We start from the raw sequence: 15,656 nt of genomic DNA on the forward strand, positions 1-15,656 counted from the left end.
GTGCAGGAGCCAATTATACCCGAAACGAATTTCGGAGTGGTGGCGAATTCCCAAGCGCTTGGCGGTATCCTGTATGGCAGGCGGTATCGGATTATTGTCAGCGGTCCAGATGGCACAGCGCTGGATGTATCTCAGTTAAGATGCACCTTTAAGATCCAAAAGACGCTCTTGCAACCCCCGAACTTTTGCGAAATCGTCTTGTACAACTTGGAGCCAAACACGGAGAATGCCATCATTAAAGAAGGCAACCGCATCATCGTAGAAGCCGGTTACGAGGGCGACCAATACGGCGTTATTTTCGATGGAGATATCATCCAGCCAATCCGGGATAAAGAGGACGCGGTTACCTATCGCCTTACCCTGGTTTCGCTGGACGGCGACCGATTCATGAACCAGGGTTTTGTTGGTTTCTCCGTTTTGAAGGGGCAATCTTCACGTAACTTGGTGGAGCAGATCGCAAGCCAGGCGAAAGTGCCGGCGCAGATCGGCAGCATTTCAGACGGTTTCGACAAAGCGGAGTTGAGCAGGGGCAAGGTTGTTTTCGGCTTAGCAAAGGATTATCTGAGGCAACTTGCACAAACGCAGGATGCCTCGTTTTATATGGAGGATGGCAAAATCAACCTGGTTAAGGTAACGGATCCGCCAGAAGGGGAGATTATCGAATTGTCTCCTGCATCCGGATTGATCGGGCAACCTGTTCAAAATGACCAGGGCATCACCTTCAAAAGCCTGCTGAATCCAAGGATCAAGATCAACCGGTTTGTCCGGATCGATAACAGCCAGATCCGTGCCCAGACCTTTCAGACGGGTCAGATTATCCGCAACTTGGACGCAGAAGGTTTATACCGGGTTATCGGGATCACCTACACTGGCGATACCCGTGGAGACGCATGGGAATGTGAATGCGAAACCGTTAGCCAAGCGGGAATCCTCCCAGGCATGGTATCAGCAGTTACGGCAAACCCATTCTAAAGAGGTGCAATGATGACCAGCCCAATTAGTGAACGCCTGGACGAAGACGAAGAGTTTTACCGCAGGATGCTGGCAGCTTTCGCAGCGGATCTGCGCGTGGCTACTCCTGGTATCATCCAAGAATTTGACCCTGCTACTCAAACAGTTACAGTTCAAACAGCGATCAGGGAGAAGATAATCGATGAGCAATTAGTGACACATTGGTTTGAAATACCATTGCTACTGGACGTGCCCATCGTGATCCCTCGAGCGGGAGGTTTTGCGCTTACGCTGCCGATCGTACCGGGTGATGAATGCCTTGTGGTATTTGCAGATAGGTGCATTGATGCGTGGTTTAGCAGCGGCGGTGTCCAGAACCAGATCGAGTCCCGGCGGCATGAACTGTCGGACGGGTTTGCGATCATCGGTGTGTGGAGCCAGCCGCGGGTGCTTGCTGGTTATGCTTCTGATGCCGCGCAGCTCCGTTCGGATGACGGATCTGTTGCGATTACGCTGGGAGCTGGATCGATCGACATCGATGCGCCGATTGTGCGGATCAACGGCACACCAATAACGCCGTAAGGAGGAGCAGCATGCGATACCGAAAACTCAATAACGGAGATTACACATTCGGAGGTAACGGCGATGATTTTATAACTGGCACCTTAGCCGTCAGCCAGGCCATCAAAACAAATCTGCTGCTCCTGCAGGGGGAGTGGTGGGAATCAACGGGTACCGGGTTACCATTGTTCCAACATATCCTCGGAGCGCCCGGCACACCTCAGCACATACAGGCAACAGACTTGCTGGTCCAGGACAACATCTTGGCCACGCTGGGAGTCCTCCGGATTAAAGATTTCAAAAGCATCTACGAGGATCGCAAATATGGCTTGTCCTGCAAAGTAGAAACGATTTACGGCGATGCAGAAACAGAGGTGATTTTCTAATATGGCTTATTTTGCACCCTTCATCGATGCTAGCGGCTTACACATACCGGCTTACACAGATATCCGTGACCAGCTGGTAGCCGATGCTAAAACGATCTTCGGGTCTGATATTTATCTTGGCATAGACACACAGGATTACCAATGGATCTCGGCAGTGGCTGACATCATTTATGATTCGTTCTTAACAAGCCAGGGCGTGTATAACAGTAGAGGACCCTCTACGGCACTCGGGAGTCCTTTGGATATCATCGTAAAACTGAACGGCATCAAACGCCTAGCAGCCGTATTCTCAACGTGCTACGTAACTTTGACAGGCACAGCCGGAACAACGATCACAAATGGCGTAGCCGGTGATACCAATGGCAACGGCTGGAGCTTATCCAGTCCGATTGTATTGGATGGCGCAGGGCAGGCTACAGCGCTGGCAACGTGCCAAATTGCGGGACCTGTTACAGCTAACCCTGGGCAGCTTAATAAGATTGTCACACCGACATACGGCTGGACATCGATCACAAACGACTTAGCTGCCTCCATCGGGACTAACGTGGAGACAGATGCGCAATTGCGCTCCAGGCAAGCGATCAGTACAGCACAGCCTAGCCGTACGGTGCTGGAAGGTATGCAAGGTGCTGTCGCTGCTGTTTCTGGTGTAACGCGTTTCAGGGTGTACGAGAACGATACAAATGTAACAGATCCTGACGGGCTGCCTGCTCACTCGGTTACAGCAGTTGTGGAGGGTGGCGACAGTACGTCGATCGCATCTGCCATCTACGAGAAGAAGGGTCCAGGTTGCTACACCAACGGCACGACGGAAATCATCCTTACCGATGCGTACGGTAATCCTACTTTCGTCCGTTTCTACCGGCCGACCTACGTGGACATTGATGTGGTCGTGAACGTTAAGGCGCTGTCAGGCTACACCAGCAACACTACAGCCGATATCAAAGCAGCCATCGCGGCGTACTGTGACAGCCTGCTGATCGGTGATGACCTTTATGTATCGAGCTTGTGGAGCGCCTCCTTTGCTGCTAATGAGGTACCTAACAAACCCCAGTTCTCGATCACGGGGCTAACAGCGGCAAAGCATGGAGGCTCGCCGAGTACAGCCGATATCGTTATCCTCTTTAATGAAGTAACTCGTGGTAACACAGCATACATCGTCGTAAACGTGACATGAGGAGGTAGCCATGGCGATCGATAAACAGATAGACCTTATCACCTCCCAGCACAAGACGCAGCCCAAGTTTATGGCTTGGCTGTCTGCTGCCCTTACGATCACGGATGACGGTGTTGCAGCAACCAAAACGGTACCGACTCTTTTCGATATCGACAATGCTATCGGCAAGCAGCTCGACACACTTGGCGAGATCGTGGGGCGTAGTCGCAAGGTAGACTTCCAGCCTACAGATGGGTCAAGTCCTGAGTTGGACGACGCTAATTTCCGGTTGATCATTAAAACTAAAATTGCGACGAATCAGTGGGACGGGACAATCTCGCAGATCCGTGACCTGTGGGCAAACATTTTCGAGTACCTGATGTTGGTCATCGTGGACAACCAAGATATGAGTATTAGCCTGGGCGTTGTCGGCTTGTCCACGCCGCTGGAAAAGGATTTGATTGCTAACGGATATATCCTGCCGAAACCAGCCGGAGTCCGAGCGAATTTCAGTTTTTACGATGATGCGATATTCGGCTATGACTTGGACAACTCGGCGATCAAAGGGTATGACGAGGGTTACTGGTTTCAGGCGTATCCGTTGTTCGCGTATGACATTAGCAACAGTCAGCTAAAAGGCTATGACGAAGGGGAGTGGGCATAGTGGCAACCAGTAATTTTAAAGTGTTTAACGAAACGATGAGCAATATCGAGAACGACGTACAGTATCTTGCGGATGCACAAAGAGTTGGCGGGGTGGTGCCTGGTGTAGCTCCTTCAGCCCTTCATAATAAGCTATATAGGCAAGTATCCATTATGGTGGCAGCTCTGGGACAGCTAAGTGCAAACCGAGGATTTAGCGTAAGTGATGCAGATCTTACTGCACTCGTTGCTGCTCTGAATGGGGCCTTAGGTCCAGCACAGACAACAGGGACTATGACGCTTTACGTTTCGACAACAGGGAACGATACAACCGGAGACGGATCGATTGGGCTACCATACAGAACAGTTCAGTTTGCAATTAACAAAATACCTCAAATCGTTAACCACTCGGTAATTATTAACATAGCCGCAGGGACGTATGCCGAAGCTATTAACATTGCCGGGTTTAATGGAAAAGGAATTTTAGAATTAATCGGAAACACAGCATCAGCTACAGTCAGCGTTATATCCATTCTCATGCAAGTATGTGGGTGCAAGGTTAAATCGTCTGGTTTAAATGTGACCACGACAACCGGCGCAGCCATTACAGTAGATGGATGTCAATGGGCGCATTTGAATACCAATTTTGTAACATCAAGTGGCGCATTTGAAGGTATTAGAGCCGTTTCGTCCTTTGTATATACTGCGGGGAATGTATTGTCAAATCGTAGCGTGGCTATTTATTCCGATTTTATGTCTGTAGTTGGAAGCACTAACAACACGGGCACAGGAAATACGATAGGGCTTTATGCATCGACTGCGGGAACAATTGGAAAAGGCGGTACGCAGCCCGCGGGTACAACTGCCGAAGCATTTAGCACAGGGGGTGTTATTCGATGATAGCAATTTTGCATGTAGATGGATTTGTGCGAATGCTCATACCTGATTTAATTTCCATTGATGGTGGAAATGTCACGGGTGTTGATTCAGCAGCCAGAGGCACAACAGCCGATATTCTAGTTGTGGACGGCTTCACGCACAGCGAGGACGAGACAGGGCAATTCATAACGAATGGCTCAACTACAATCCGTCTTCTTGACGCGATTAATCCGAGCGATTTCACTGACACTCGTGCTCAGTTACCTCTCACTCCTGAGCAGCAAAAGGATCAACGGATTGCGCAACTTGAAGAAGAGAATATCGATAACATGCTAGCTCTTGTCGAGCTGTATGAAATGTTTTTAGGAGGGGTCTAGTCAATGGCGACTGTTTACTACAAACTAATCAAAGCTGGTAAAAAGGTAATTGGAGACGTGCCTGAGAATCTTCGACCTGATGTGAAAGCCTTACTTGATGCAGATGCTTAAAGGAGCCCTGGTGTGGCTTCTTTTTTGTTTACTGGGAGGAGGTGATATCATGGTCACTGTATACGTAACGCTCATCATCAAAGGTTACAAAACGTTTGCACAGGTTCCTGTTAATCTACAGCCTGCTGTAGAAGCTGAATTACTAGCGCTAGGACTAGACACGGACGGCAAGCCATTGCCAGAGTAGAGAACGTGCCCCGAGCAATCGGGGTTGTTTTTATGTCTGATAACGGAGAGGACAAATAGAAATGACAATTAAATTAGTGCTTGGCGGCTTACTTACGGCAGTGATCGGCACCAATGAAAAGATAGCTGCCTATAGCGGAATATTATCGATATTGGGTTTCATTACTAGTTCGTACCTAGGTGGCTGGGATATCGGGTTACGGATACTTGTGTTCTGCATGGTTTCGGATTATTTATCAGGAGTAGCAGGTGCCATTAAAAATAAGAAATTAGACGCAGAAGTTATGTTTTGGGGAGGCATAAAAAAAGCCGTAATCCTCGCTGTGCTTGCGCTCAGTATCTTGCTCGATGAGTTCGTAGGTAACGATGCTCCAGCCTTTCGTACACTTGCCATCTACTTTTATGTAGGCAAGGAAGCCTTATCGGTCATTCAGAATTTCGGTATCCTTGGCGTCAACCTACCAAGCTTCATTGTTAAGGAGTTTACTAATTTCGAGAAAAAGGGGGATGGCATCGATGGCAAAGGGAATTGATTGTGCAACAGCTTTAACTGTTAATACAGCCGCAGCATTTGCTGCAGACGGGAATGCCTTCGTAGCCCGTTACCTGGTTCCGGTGAACAGTTGGAAGGCGCTAACGCTGGCAGAGGCCGAGATTATTACGGCAGCTGGCATGCACATCGTTTCCGTATTCGAGACGTCAGCCGGCAGACCACTAACAGGGAAAGATGGAGGAAAGAACGACGGATCCACAGCGCTCCAGCTAGCCAAGGATATCGGGCAGCCTGAGGGCAGTACGATCTATGCTGCTGTAGACTTCGACGCAACGCCAGGGCAGATGCCTTTGATACTTGCTTACCTGAAGGCATTTGACGAAGCTACGCCAGGCTATGCAACAGGCGTGTACGGATCCGCATATGTGGTGGAAGCTGTTCAGGCTGCCGGTGTTTGCTCCCACTACTGGCAGACCTATGCATGGAGCCGTGGCAAAGTGGTGGACGGCATTCACATCTACCAATTCAGGAACGATATCGAGGTTAACGGGATCGGCGTGGACCTTAACGAATCCTATGGGGCAGAGGGCTGGTGGAGTTTGGCCGCTATCGAAGAAGAGAAGGAGGCTGAGGACGGTATGGAAAAACAGCAAATGGTTGAATACGAAGCAGACTGGAAATGGGATCAGCTCGCTAAATCTTTGGACGGCTTATACCATGCAGGGCTGCTTGAGAATTACAACTGGGCTGAGCAAGCAAGTAACAGGGATATAACAATTTCGGATGCTTTGCTGATTATGGCGACTATGTTGGCCAGGCAGAACGGCGTTAAGATCGGGGATTAAATTCAATAATACTCGAACAAAGAAAAGCCCTCCATCCTGTTTCCAGGTAGAGGGCTTATTAATCCTTTTTAGTGTTAATATAAATCTTCTGGAGCAAAATTATTATTTCTCCAAATCCGGCTATCGCAATTCCACCGATTATCGAAAATGTAGATGTTAGCATAGGAGCCTTAAAAAACAAAACGGCAAGTAGAGAAATGAATATGGTGACTGCACCACTCCAAAACAGCAAACTGCCGATTAAACTGGATTTACCGTAAACGTCTTCTTTTTTCATCGACTTCTCCTGCGTTCTTACCTGAGCCCCGTCTTTAACTTGATACTCCACCAAACCACACACCTTCCATATGTTGAATACACACTTATAATTGTCATATTTTAGTATAACATTTTATAGGGTGGCTTCTCTACAGTTTTATTTTCACAAAAATATCTCTTGTAATACGAACTTGTGTTCTATATTATGTAGAATATAGGAATATGTGTTCGTATATTTGGAGGGGCGGTTCTATTGGAAAAAACTCTTTGTAAGTACATAGGTCATATTGTCGAAATCATCTACCAGGGACCCAACGGGCAGTTGACCCAGCGGCGAATCGAGATCCGTACCATTGGAGGCAGGACGATCAAGGCGTATTGCATGGAACGCAAAGCGCCGCAGGTGTTCCGAATCGACAACGTTCTAGCCGTCCATCCATTGGAACAAATAAGGAGAACCTCATGAAGGAACCACAGAGAAAAAAGCTTGTCGGGAACGGGCTTTGGGAGTCCAGCCGGATGATGCTGCCCGAGTATGTAGCAGCACTGAAAAGGCAGGCCGAGGAGAGCAAACAGCTTGTCAAACCTATCCTAACTGACGACGAAAAAGACTATATCAATGGACTGATCCGCAGTGCCAGAGCTTCGTGCCTGCCGGTTACACTTACCCTACTACACGGTGAATACGATCGAGAAGATATAACAGGGCAAGTGGACAAAATTGAAACGCGTAGAGGCGTGAAGATCCTGCTTGATGAGTTAGGGGATGATTGGCGCTGGATCCCGTTCGAGGATATTATTCATGCGGAGTTTGATCAGGTGGAAATATAACAAGCTTTTTAAATAGGAGGAATGAACAATGTCCAAGTTAGCGAAAACTGTAGGAAAGAATGCCATACCAAAACGCCCAACCCGTGATGAGTTTGAACTGGAGGAGTTGGGAGAAAAGTTGGTCGAAGCACACCAAGAGAAGCAAGAGGTTCTTTTAACTGTATGGGGCCTGACGGAACAAGTGCGTGGGCGGATCACAAATATGGACCCTCGCTCCAGAACGGTTCATATCAGCAGGTATGGTGATGTAACCAAAGTGCCATTCTTGGATATCTGGAAAGTAGATAACCCTGGGAACTGATCTTCTCAGGGCTTTTTTTTTTGGAAATACTTTTCAGAAGGAAAGGAAACGCCGAACCGATGAGCCGATCCGACTAAAACTTTTGACCACATATTTGCCCACGCAATCCTATTTTCTCATGTAAATTTAGTTAAATATGTTACACTAATAAATTATAAAAACACCGTCATACCGCCATTTTTGACATTATCGTTAAAGATGTTACAGACCTAAAATAATTCGAAAGCAATTACAACATGGCAAGCTTAATGGAGCAGAGGGGAAAGGATAGAGACAAGGATTAAGTAACTTTCGGTCCCCTATTATAGAGAGAAGCACTCGCGATTTTTTTGTCCTCTTATTTTATGATGCGTATTCCGCCCTTATATGAGCTTTATCTATTTATTTTTTATTTTATTCAAAAAGAAATCGCTTTTAACCACCGGCAGCTACTGTCGGTGGTTGTTTTTTGCATGAACAAAAAAGGCGACCCGTGCGGGCCACCCTAACTAAGTATGAAAAGTGTTCCATTATCTCGAGAAGTTACTGCCAGCTAGCTGCTGCTCAGCGATTTGAACCAATCGACGTGTAATATGACCACCGATTGCTCCTGTATCACGAGAAGCCATAAAGCCATAGTAACCATCCTGAGGAATTTGAATGCCTAATTCCTGTGCCACTTCATACTTCAGTTGCTCCAAAGCTTGTGAGGCTTGAGGTACCACTAGTACATTACTGCTACGGGATTGCCCTTGTGCCATCTTAATCACCTCCGTTTCATAGAGTTAGTATGTACGAAGTTTTAAATATTAGACAAGCAAATAGTTGGAAATAAATAGGTAATGGGCACAGCGATCTTTGTGGCTAGTTTTGAGCAAAATCTATACAATTCAGATAGGAATCCCTATAATAATAGCCATCAAAGGTTGGAGTGTGAGGAGGAAGCACTTTGTTTAGTTTAAGCTACAACAACTGGTCCTGGGACGCAGATTTGCAAATCATTCATGCCGACGTTAAGCTCGTAGCTGATGGGGACATATTGATTGATGAACCACTATGTGTAGACGTAGGGCTGCCTGCTTTGATTTATAGCATATCGCAGGATGTTGAACCGTACCGCTGGGGAAAGGTAGAGGAGTGGGCACGTATGCCCTTTTTTTGCTGCGGCTGCGGCGACCCGGAGTGCCGGGCCTTTTCCTTTCGTGTTCGTCACCTGGATGGTGGACAAACGCTGGAATTGACGGAACTGGAGGAGCGGCAGCATGGCGAGCCTAGGGAGCATAATGTTTATGCGGTGGATTTGCAATCGTATAGGCAGCAAATTGTTGCTATTGGCAAGTATTTTCTGTTGTTTGTAGACGGCTTGGATTATGTGCCTTATTTTGGTGACACGGTTAAGGTTGTGTCTGCTCTGGTAAAGCAAAGTGAGCAACAATAAGCTTTGTTCGAAATATTGTTATAAAAGCGGAAGGTATCTACTTGTTGTTGGCCCCATTATCATTTATTGTAGAGCTAGATCTAAATTGACCGTAATATAGCTGATAGTAATGATTTTGAATATTAGTAGCTGGAGGTAAGTAGATGGGTAAGGATGATGGCCGTAACAAGCTGTTAAAGGAACGTAATTACACACCGTTTATCATTGTGTTTTCCATTGTTTTGGTATCGATTATAACGCTTTTGTTTTTTTTGCCGGGGTATGACGGACATCTTGATTTTGATGTGACGATTTTCCCGCTGCTTAATGCGATTTTTAATTGCTTTACTTTTATCGTGCTGCTATTGGCGTTGTATGCGATCAAAAAAAGAAATATCCCCCTGCACAGAAGCTTTATTTTTGCAGCCTTTGGTTCTACGACGTTATTCCTGATTTCTTATGTGATTTATCATTTTCTTACCGAGCCGGCCAAGTTTGGTGGGGGCGATACGATGAAATATATTTATTTCTTTGTCTTAATTACACATGTATCGTTAGCGATCATCAATGTCCCACTTGCCTTGATTTCCGTTACGCGAGGGTTGAATATGCAAGTTGAACGCCATCGTAAAATTGCCCGCTGGACCATGCCGGTTTGGTTATATGTCAGCTTTACCGGAGTTATTGTGTATTTGCTGATCTCGCCTTATTATTAATTGGACCGACAGGGCGCAGACAGACAATTGCTGATTTACAAAAAAAGAACCTCCAATTCACCTAAATCGTGGATTGGAGGTTCTTTTACGTTTCAATTTGGGAGAAGGCCAATATCTTAGTGGGATGCAAGCACCGTTGAGTTACGCAAAATCCCTATGCCATCAATCTGGCATTCAATCAGTTCGCTTGCCCCCATAAAATCAGCCCCTGCTGGCGAGCCGCTTAAGATAACGTCACCTGGCTGTAAAGTCATAACCCGTGATAAATAAGCGATAAGGAAGGGAATGGATAATATCATCAAGTCCAGCCCACTGTCCTGCTTGCGTTGTCCATTATGCTGAGCTTGAACCCTCACTTGTGTTAAATCCAGCTCGGTTTCGATAACAGGACCCAGTGGAGTAAAGGTATCGAAGGATTTGCCGACCATCCAGTGGCCATCCGGATGAAAAAATTGCGAGGCTGTAATGTCATTGGTTATCGTGTAACCAAAAACATAATCCAGCGCATCCTGCTCGGAGACATGGCGGGCTTGCTTGCCGATAATTACGGCTAACTCAGACTCGAATTTAATTTCCTTTGCACCTGCTGGAATAACAATGTCAGCCTCAGGCCCGATAACCGAGGATACGGGCTTATAAAAAAATACAGGGATATCCGGAAGCTTCTCGGGCTTACTCTCGCCTGATGCTATGTAGTTTTTGCCAACGCCAATAATCGAATTAGGTACAAAGGGAGCCAGCAGGGTAACTTCATTCAAATTGTAGGAAGGCCCTTTGTAATTCCACTTGCCCCAAATATCGCCTTCTGTTACATAAAGCGTTTGTTCTCTCAAAACTGCTTGCAGGATGGAACCGTCCGTATTTAATTGAAAGCGTGCAAATTTCATGGTATAAGGGCTCCTTTGGAAAAGCATGTATTTTTGATATGGATCAATTAAGTTCTGTATTATGAACTAGGTTCATAATTAAGCTAATTGTAGCATCCCTCTGATCGGAGGTCAATAAATAAAGCGCGAGCTTCATGGAGCCACAAAAAAACCTCCTTATCCCAATACGAAGTGGGGTGGAGGTTCTCTTTTTGCGACAATCCCATTAATCTGCTGCTGTGCTGAAGGACAGCTTGTTAGCCAGCGTAAGCACGCCCTTGAGCGCTCGATCACGCTTCTCCTCCCAATGGTGCAGTGGCATAGAGAAGCTCACCGCTGCTGCCATATGGCCACCCGTTTGATAAATGGGTGCTGCAATGCAATTAAAGCCCATAACGCCCTCTTGCAGGTCAACAGCGTAGCCAAGATTTCGAATTATGCCTAATTGCTCCAGCAATTCCTGCTTCGTCCTTAAAGTAAAGGGCGTAAGGCTTGCCAGAACGTCATCTGGATAAAGCAAGCTAATCTGCGAATCCTCAAACCCTGATAGCAGCATTTTACCAAGCCCTGTTGCATGCGCGGGCAGGCGGGTGCCTGGTCCAGATACCATTTGCACCAGCGACGGTGCAGCCTCTTTAGCCAAATAAATGATTTCAGTACCATCCAGGCTTGCGAGCTGGATCGATTCATTCATTTCGTGCATATACTTATTCGCTTCTGCCCGGAATGTATCGATCAAATCAAATTGCCTAAAAAAAGCATTGCCCATTAGACCAAAATGCATGCCTAGTGTATAGGTATCGGAACGGTCGCGGGTGATCCATTGGAGCGTTTCCATCGTTTGCAGCAAAGAAAACATTGAGCTTTTACTAATATCCAATCGTTTACAGAGCTCCGTGAGCTTTAGCTTGGAGGGCTCTTCAGCAATAAGGCGGATAACGGAGTGCGCTTTCTCGAGAGCGGGAACCCAATATTTTTTTTCCATAAGTGCTCCATCCTCTGAGTGTATCGTATGTTGAAATAAGTTCACCTGAGCAATACAAATATAAGAATATCTTAGCACCGAGTAGATAAGAGAGTCAATGAGGCTCATATATAGGGATTGCGAGAGGAGGCCATACAAAAACCCCTTGTAGCCATAGTCGGCCGCAAGAGGTTTCGAAGGTTTAGGTTAAGTATGAATGATTTCTAAAGTAACTTCGAGCTGTAAGGCTTCACCTGGTGCAATTCCCCGCAAACCTGTAACCTCAGCAGGCTGGTCGATATTCGGAGCATTTGTTACCCAGGTGTAAGGCTCCAGGCAGATGAAATCCTGCGCTTCGCCCTTGGTGAAAATAACCCATTGCTTGAACAACTCGGAGCCGCTGTAACGAATTTGCACCTGATCCTTGGATAAGATGGCAACACAAGGATTGTCACCAATCTGGAATACGGTATCCATGTTATGGCCTTGTAAGCTGTCCCCTTCGATTAAAGCCTCGTACCGTTCTAAAGGAAGGATCTTGCCTGTTGGCACATTAACAGCATCCAGCTCCCAGATGCCTTCTACAGGAAGCTGCAGCTTCCAGCTATCAGGCTCACCGTCGATTAAGAACCAGGTGTGCAAGCCGTAACCAAATGGCGCCAGCTTCTCGCCACTATTAGTAGCTTTTAGGGAGTGGATGAGCTTGCCGCCATCTAAGGTATAAGTGATTTCCAGCTCCAAAGCATGTGGGTATTGGCTTTGTACATGCTCATCCTCAGCCAATCGCAACACTGAGGTAATAAACAGCTGTCCGGTTTCATTCTCTCCAGCTTGTGTCATCTTCCAAGGCTGCTGGCGCACTACACCGTGAATATGGTTGCCAGTAGCGGGCTGGGTTATATCCAGCTGGTAATCGCGGCCATCAAATTGGAATTGTCCCTTATGGATCCGATTCGGCGGCATCAATATAGGCGTCCCGAACTGGACGAATTGCTCAGCGAGCGCCGCTGGGCTTTCTGGCGTTCGCAGCATTTCCCGTTGCAGCTTTTTGTCCCAGATGCTGTATACATTATTACCGATTTCTGGGCAAATAGAGACAATTAAAACGTCATTTTCCAGTACATGCACCACTGTGCCTTGCCAATCCATTTGCTTAATCATCAGGTCATCTCCTTTAATGGGTTTTTGAATGTTCATATTGTAACATAAAGAACCAGCGTCATGGTACTAGCGCTGGTTGGATAGGCCAAAGGGAATTAGGCGCCAAAATCGAAATTGGGGTATACATATTGCGCCTTGGCCGGTTCTGCTTTTGTAATTTTTTCTACCTTTAGCAGCATGATATCCATGTCATTAAATTTCGTTTGCTGGATGGTGCCCGTAACGGTTACCCACGAATCATCAGCAAATTGCTCGGCTCGGTCATAGTCAACCAGCACCCCATAGGGTGAAGCATCTGCGGAGCAGCATTGAATGGTAAAGCGCCCGACTACGAATTGCGTATTCTTCATGTCATCCTCGCGGTATACGAAGCCCGTTAGCTGCATTTTTTTACCTACAAATTTGTCTAAGTACAAATCTACTGTGGTCAAGGTTTCCAGGAACAACTCCTCTTTAACCGGAATTACACCACCATCTTGGTATAATTGCTTGGCATATGCAGCATAATGCTGGGTGAATTTATCGGAAGGAAACATTTCATCGGGGTCAGTGGATGATTTGGCACTTGATCCGGCACCTGCCGAGCTTCCAGCTGTAGTCCCAGCTGCATTTCCTGCGCCGGCGCTATTGCCTGAGGGGGAGGGTACTGGTGTTAAGCTGCCGATCCCAGGTGTAGATGGGGCCGTTGCCGTGGCACCCGGTGCAGATAAAGACTCTGACAATGCAGTTGCATTGGACGAAGTTTCTTTTTTGACGGAATTTGCACTGCTTAGGTTCATGCCTTTTTTGGCGGCAAGGCTGCTGCCCATCGTTGTATCCGGAAGAGCAAAGCCAAGCAGCAAGGGAAAGCAAAATAAGCCATAAATTAAAGCATTTTTCAAAACTGATCGGGACGGGGTATGGTCATGGTCGCAATCACAAGCAGCCTTGGAGCCCCAGAAGGTACGTATCGTTTGGTAAACCTGATAAACGGCTATCGCATAAAAGCCAACGGCCGACCATTTCACATAATCGACCATCCGTGGTGCAATGTAATAGAGGATATTGTCGGTTTTGACCAAATAAACAATATACATAGCAAATCCGAACAAAATCGTGGCTTTAATGAGATGGTGCAGGCTTAGCAGCTTGGTATTCATCGCAGCAGCTCCTTTTATGTAATAGGAAATACAATTTGCTCAAAAATAAGCGAACAAATTAGGACAACAACAACGACTAAGACAGATAAAGCGAGAACAAAGCGGGCACGAAAGGCAGCAAGCATCATCAGGACGCTTTTAATATCTAGCATTGGTCCAAACACAAGAAATGTCAATAACGAGCCTGTGGAGAAGGTTGATGTAAACGAAGAAGCTACGAATGCATCGGAAGTGGAGCAAAGTGATAAAATGAATCCCAAGCCCATCATAAACAAATGTGACGTGATGCCCCCTTGTCCGATGGAAACAAGGCTTTCCCGGCTCACCAGCGTTTGGATAATGGCTGTAATAATGGCACCAAACATTAAATATTTACCCATATCAAAAAATTCATCTGAGGCATGGCCCAATACTCCAAAAATTCGGTTTCCTACAGTGGCTGGCGCGGCATGGTCATGCAGATGGTCATGCTGGTGGTCGTGATCGTGCTGATGGTCATGCTGGTGGCCGCGGTCATGCTTATGCTCATGAAGGTGAACAGTGGAAGGCTCTGGAGCGTGGGGTTCTACATGAGTATGCATATGTGAAGCCGATAAAGCAGGCAGGCTGGGTGTATTACGCAATGGATTTGTTTTGAAAAATCGGTAAACGATTAAACCGATCACAAGTGCGACGATAAAAGCCAAAGCCATTCGGGAATAAGCAATTTCTGGGCGGCTTCGAAAGGCCATATAGGTGGAAGCAAAGACGACGGGATTAATAATGGGCCCCACTAATATGAAGACAACGGCAACGTAAACGGGCATCCCTTTGCGCATTAAGCGACGAATAACCGGAATCATGCCACATTCACAAAGTGGGAATATAACTCCGACCAAGCAGGCAAATAAAATGCCAAGCACCGGATTTTTGGGAATCAAACGACGAATCGTTTGCTCGGAAACGAACATTTGCAGTATACCTGAAACCAATACACCGAGCAATACAAAAGGAAAAGCCTCCAAAATGATGCTTAAAAAAATCGTCTTAAAGCTTTGTACATTCGTGCTGGTCATAAAAGAAAAGTCTGGAGTCTGCCTTTGGGTGAAAATAAGGAATAATAAAACTAGGCATATAAGGGTGAGTACATGGGTACTCCAGCGAAGAAATGGTGTTTGCAATGGACATATCTCCCTTTCAAATCGTAATTATTATTATAGCGTATGTAAGAAGTCAAGCACATAGGACATGCAGCGAGCAAAAACCATAATTCGGACAGCGCCTGTGGCTCCTTCATCGTCTTGACAGTATCAGATTGAAGCCGTATGATGTAAAAAAAGCATGGCGGGTTCATATTGCCGCTGATAAACAGGATTAGCAATGACAGGAACAAGTAAATGACAGCCATTTCTTTCAGAGAGCCGGTGGTCGCTGTGAACCGGTAGAAAGCTTGCGTTG

Annotated in this window: 23 protein-coding genes and 1 other annotated feature (1 of these 24 cut by a window edge); of the genes, 16 read left to right on the plus strand and 7 right to left on the minus strand. The window is 46.6% G+C overall.

Going from position 1 to position 15,656, the window contains the following annotated elements; genetic code table 11:
• The 11 genes from G9U52_RS27535 to G9U52_RS27580 form a co-directional block, all read left to right on the plus strand.
• On the plus strand, positions 1-972 hold a 972-nt coding region (locus tag G9U52_RS27535), incomplete at its 5' end, for a phage protein (protein WP_207953237.1).
• A 96-nt stretch (positions 973-1,068) separates the two neighbouring features.
• On the plus strand, positions 1,069-1,533 hold the full coding sequence (locus G9U52_RS27540; protein ID WP_207953238.1) for a Gp138 family membrane-puncturing spike protein: 465 nt from the start codon (positions 1,069-1,071) through the stop codon (positions 1,531-1,533).
• A gap of 11 nt (positions 1,534-1,544) precedes the next feature.
• On the plus strand, positions 1,545-1,898 hold the full coding sequence (locus G9U52_RS27545) for a contractile injection system sheath initiator (protein WP_166153872.1): 354 nt from the start codon (positions 1,545-1,547) through the stop codon (positions 1,896-1,898).
• A 1-nt stretch (position 1,899) separates the two neighbouring features.
• Positions 1,900-3,075 carry a baseplate J/gp47 family protein gene (locus G9U52_RS27550; RefSeq protein WP_166153873.1) on the plus strand — a complete coding sequence of 392 codons (1,176 nt, stop codon included), beginning with the start codon at positions 1,900-1,902 and terminating at the stop codon, positions 3,073-3,075.
• A gap of 10 nt (positions 3,076-3,085) precedes the next feature.
• Complete coding sequence (locus G9U52_RS27555; RefSeq protein WP_279538759.1) at positions 3,086-3,718, plus strand: baseplate wedge 1 family protein; 633 nt, start codon at positions 3,086-3,088, stop codon at positions 3,716-3,718.
• A complete protein-coding gene (locus G9U52_RS27560; RefSeq protein ID WP_166153875.1) occupies positions 3,718-4,596 on the plus strand; it encodes a pectinesterase in 879 nt (292 codons plus the stop codon). The genes G9U52_RS27555 and G9U52_RS27560 overlap by 1 nt, the downstream gene beginning before the upstream one ends.
• Positions 4,593-4,952 (plus strand): hypothetical protein, encoded by a 360-nt coding sequence (locus G9U52_RS27565; RefSeq protein WP_166153876.1) that lies wholly within the window; start codon positions 4,593-4,595, stop codon positions 4,950-4,952. The genes G9U52_RS27560 and G9U52_RS27565 overlap by 4 nt, the downstream gene beginning before the upstream one ends.
• 3 nt (positions 4,953-4,955) lie before the next feature.
• Positions 4,956-5,063 carry a CD1375 family protein gene (locus G9U52_RS41055; protein WP_279538760.1) on the plus strand — a complete coding sequence of 36 codons (108 nt, stop codon included), beginning with the start codon at positions 4,956-4,958 and terminating at the stop codon, positions 5,061-5,063.
• Between the two features lie 49 nt (positions 5,064-5,112).
• A complete protein-coding gene (locus tag G9U52_RS27570) occupies positions 5,113-5,250 on the plus strand; it encodes a CD1375 family protein (protein ID WP_166153877.1) in 138 nt (45 codons plus the stop codon).
• Positions 5,251-5,311: 61 nt separating this feature from the next.
• Positions 5,312-5,782 carry a phage holin family protein gene (locus G9U52_RS27575; protein ID WP_166153878.1) on the plus strand — a complete coding sequence of 157 codons (471 nt, stop codon included), beginning with the start codon at positions 5,312-5,314 and terminating at the stop codon, positions 5,780-5,782.
• Positions 5,766-6,587 carry a DUF1906 domain-containing protein gene (locus G9U52_RS27580; protein WP_166153879.1) on the plus strand — a complete coding sequence of 274 codons (822 nt, stop codon included), beginning with the start codon at positions 5,766-5,768 and terminating at the stop codon, positions 6,585-6,587. Before G9U52_RS27575 ends, G9U52_RS27580 begins: the two co-directional genes overlap by 17 nt.
• A 58-nt stretch (positions 6,588-6,645) precedes the next feature.
• On the opposite strand, the gene G9U52_RS27585 is transcribed toward G9U52_RS27580, so the two are convergent.
• Positions 6,646-6,864 (minus strand): hypothetical protein, encoded by a 219-nt coding sequence (locus tag G9U52_RS27585; RefSeq protein WP_207953240.1) that lies wholly within the window; start codon positions 6,862-6,864, stop codon positions 6,646-6,648.
• 234 nt (positions 6,865-7,098) lie between these two features.
• Between G9U52_RS27585 and G9U52_RS27590 the strand changes: the two genes are divergently transcribed.
• The 3 genes from G9U52_RS27590 to G9U52_RS27600 are packed head-to-tail and all read left to right on the plus strand — an operon-like array spanning position 7,099 to position 7,977.
• The gene (locus G9U52_RS27590) at positions 7,099-7,311 is read left to right on the plus strand and encodes a WYL domain-containing protein (protein ID WP_166153881.1); all 213 of its coding nucleotides are present in this window, start codon (positions 7,099-7,101) and stop codon (positions 7,309-7,311) included.
• Complete coding sequence (locus G9U52_RS27595) at positions 7,308-7,676, plus strand: YolD-like family protein (protein ID WP_166153882.1); 369 nt, start codon at positions 7,308-7,310, stop codon at positions 7,674-7,676. The genes G9U52_RS27590 and G9U52_RS27595 overlap by 4 nt, the downstream gene beginning before the upstream one ends.
• Before the next feature lie 28 nt (positions 7,677-7,704).
• Positions 7,705-7,977: a YolD-like family protein gene (locus G9U52_RS27600; protein ID WP_166153883.1), complete on the plus strand. Its 273-nt coding sequence runs from the start codon at positions 7,705-7,707 to the stop codon at positions 7,975-7,977.
• A gap of 509 nt (positions 7,978-8,486) precedes the next feature.
• Here G9U52_RS27600 and G9U52_RS27605 read toward each other — a convergent pair.
• Entirely contained in the window at positions 8,487-8,717 is a 231-nt protein-coding gene (locus G9U52_RS27605; protein ID WP_166153884.1) for an alpha/beta-type small acid-soluble spore protein, read from the minus strand.
• 188 nt (positions 8,718-8,905) lie between these two features.
• Here G9U52_RS27605 and G9U52_RS27610 point away from each other — a divergent pair, with 188 nt between their 5' ends.
• On the plus strand, positions 8,906-9,394 hold the full coding sequence (locus tag G9U52_RS27610; protein WP_166153885.1) for a hypothetical protein: 489 nt from the start codon (positions 8,906-8,908) through the stop codon (positions 9,392-9,394).
• A gap of 143 nt (positions 9,395-9,537) precedes the next feature.
• The gene (locus tag G9U52_RS27615; RefSeq protein ID WP_166153886.1) at positions 9,538-10,089 is read left to right on the plus strand and encodes a DUF420 domain-containing protein; all 552 of its coding nucleotides are present in this window, start codon (positions 9,538-9,540) and stop codon (positions 10,087-10,089) included.
• Between the two features lie 116 nt (positions 10,090-10,205).
• On the opposite strand, the gene G9U52_RS27620 is transcribed toward G9U52_RS27615, so the two are convergent.
• The 5 genes from G9U52_RS27620 to G9U52_RS27640 form a co-directional block, all read right to left on the minus strand.
• Positions 10,206-10,976, minus strand: a complete 771-nt coding sequence (locus tag G9U52_RS27620; RefSeq protein WP_166153887.1) for a fumarylacetoacetate hydrolase family protein — start codon at positions 10,974-10,976, stop codon at positions 10,206-10,208.
• A gap of 205 nt (positions 10,977-11,181) precedes the next feature.
• Entirely contained in the window at positions 11,182-11,940 is a 759-nt protein-coding gene (locus G9U52_RS27625) for an IclR family transcriptional regulator (protein ID WP_166153888.1), read from the minus strand.
• 186 nt (positions 11,941-12,126) lie between these two features.
• Positions 12,127-13,080 (minus strand): aldose 1-epimerase, encoded by a 954-nt coding sequence (locus tag G9U52_RS27630; protein ID WP_166153889.1) that lies wholly within the window; start codon positions 13,078-13,080, stop codon positions 12,127-12,129.
• A gap of 95 nt (positions 13,081-13,175) precedes the next feature.
• Complete coding sequence (locus G9U52_RS27635) at positions 13,176-14,219, minus strand: TIGR03943 family putative permease subunit (RefSeq protein WP_166153890.1); 1,044 nt, start codon at positions 14,217-14,219, stop codon at positions 13,176-13,178.
• Positions 14,220-14,233: 14 nt separating this feature from the next.
• Complete coding sequence (locus G9U52_RS27640; protein ID WP_243767586.1) at positions 14,234-15,379, minus strand: permease; 1,146 nt, start codon at positions 15,377-15,379, stop codon at positions 14,234-14,236.
• Between the two features lie 190 nt (positions 15,380-15,569).
• Positions 15,570-15,656 (plus strand) — a binding site (T-box leader); it runs 193 nt beyond the window's last position.

Origin of the sequence: Paenibacillus agricola (assembly GCF_011440305.1) — a bacterium.
GTDB classification, from domain to species: domain Bacteria; phylum Bacillota; class Bacilli; order Paenibacillales; family NBRC-103111; genus Paenibacillus_S; species Paenibacillus_S agricola.

Excerpts from the sequence above, each read along its gene's own strand:
- G9U52_RS27580 (WP_166153879.1), top strand. The coding sequence starts at position 5,766 with ATGGCAAAGGGAATTGATTGTGCAACAGCTTTAACTGTTAATACAGCC.
- G9U52_RS27600 (WP_166153883.1), top strand. The coding sequence starts at position 7,705 with ATGTCCAAGTTAGCGAAAACTGTAGGAAAGAATGCCATACCAAAACGC.
- G9U52_RS27625 (WP_166153888.1), bottom strand. The coding sequence starts at position 11,940 with ATGGAAAAAAAATATTGGGTTCCCGCTCTCGAGAAAGCGCACTCCGTT.
- G9U52_RS27545 (WP_166153872.1), top strand. The coding sequence starts at position 1,545 with ATGCGATACCGAAAACTCAATAACGGAGATTACACATTCGGAGGTAAC.
- G9U52_RS27630 (WP_166153889.1), bottom strand. The coding sequence starts at position 13,080 with ATGATTAAGCAAATGGATTGGCAAGGCACAGTGGTGCATGTACTGGAA.
- G9U52_RS27550 (WP_166153873.1), top strand. The coding sequence starts at position 1,900 with ATGGCTTATTTTGCACCCTTCATCGATGCTAGCGGCTTACACATACCG.
- G9U52_RS27585 (WP_207953240.1), bottom strand. The coding sequence starts at position 6,864 with ATGAAAAAAGAAGACGTTTACGGTAAATCCAGTTTAATCGGCAGTTTG.
- G9U52_RS27615 (WP_166153886.1), top strand. The coding sequence starts at position 9,538 with ATGGGTAAGGATGATGGCCGTAACAAGCTGTTAAAGGAACGTAATTAC.
- G9U52_RS27620 (WP_166153887.1), bottom strand. The coding sequence starts at position 10,976 with ATGAAATTTGCACGCTTTCAATTAAATACGGACGGTTCCATCCTGCAA.
- G9U52_RS27605 (WP_166153884.1), bottom strand. The coding sequence starts at position 8,717 with ATGGCACAAGGGCAATCCCGTAGCAGTAATGTACTAGTGGTACCTCAA.
- G9U52_RS41055 (WP_279538760.1), top strand. The coding sequence starts at position 4,956 with ATGGCGACTGTTTACTACAAACTAATCAAAGCTGGTAAAAAGGTAATT.
- G9U52_RS27575 (WP_166153878.1), top strand. The coding sequence starts at position 5,312 with ATGACAATTAAATTAGTGCTTGGCGGCTTACTTACGGCAGTGATCGGC.
- G9U52_RS27595 (WP_166153882.1), top strand. The coding sequence starts at position 7,308 with ATGAAGGAACCACAGAGAAAAAAGCTTGTCGGGAACGGGCTTTGGGAG.
- G9U52_RS27555 (WP_279538759.1), top strand. The coding sequence starts at position 3,086 with ATGGCGATCGATAAACAGATAGACCTTATCACCTCCCAGCACAAGACG.
- G9U52_RS27570 (WP_166153877.1), top strand. The coding sequence starts at position 5,113 with ATGGTCACTGTATACGTAACGCTCATCATCAAAGGTTACAAAACGTTT.
- G9U52_RS27635 (WP_166153890.1), bottom strand. The coding sequence starts at position 14,219 with ATGAATACCAAGCTGCTAAGCCTGCACCATCTCATTAAAGCCACGATT.
- G9U52_RS27565 (WP_166153876.1), top strand. The coding sequence starts at position 4,593 with ATGATAGCAATTTTGCATGTAGATGGATTTGTGCGAATGCTCATACCT.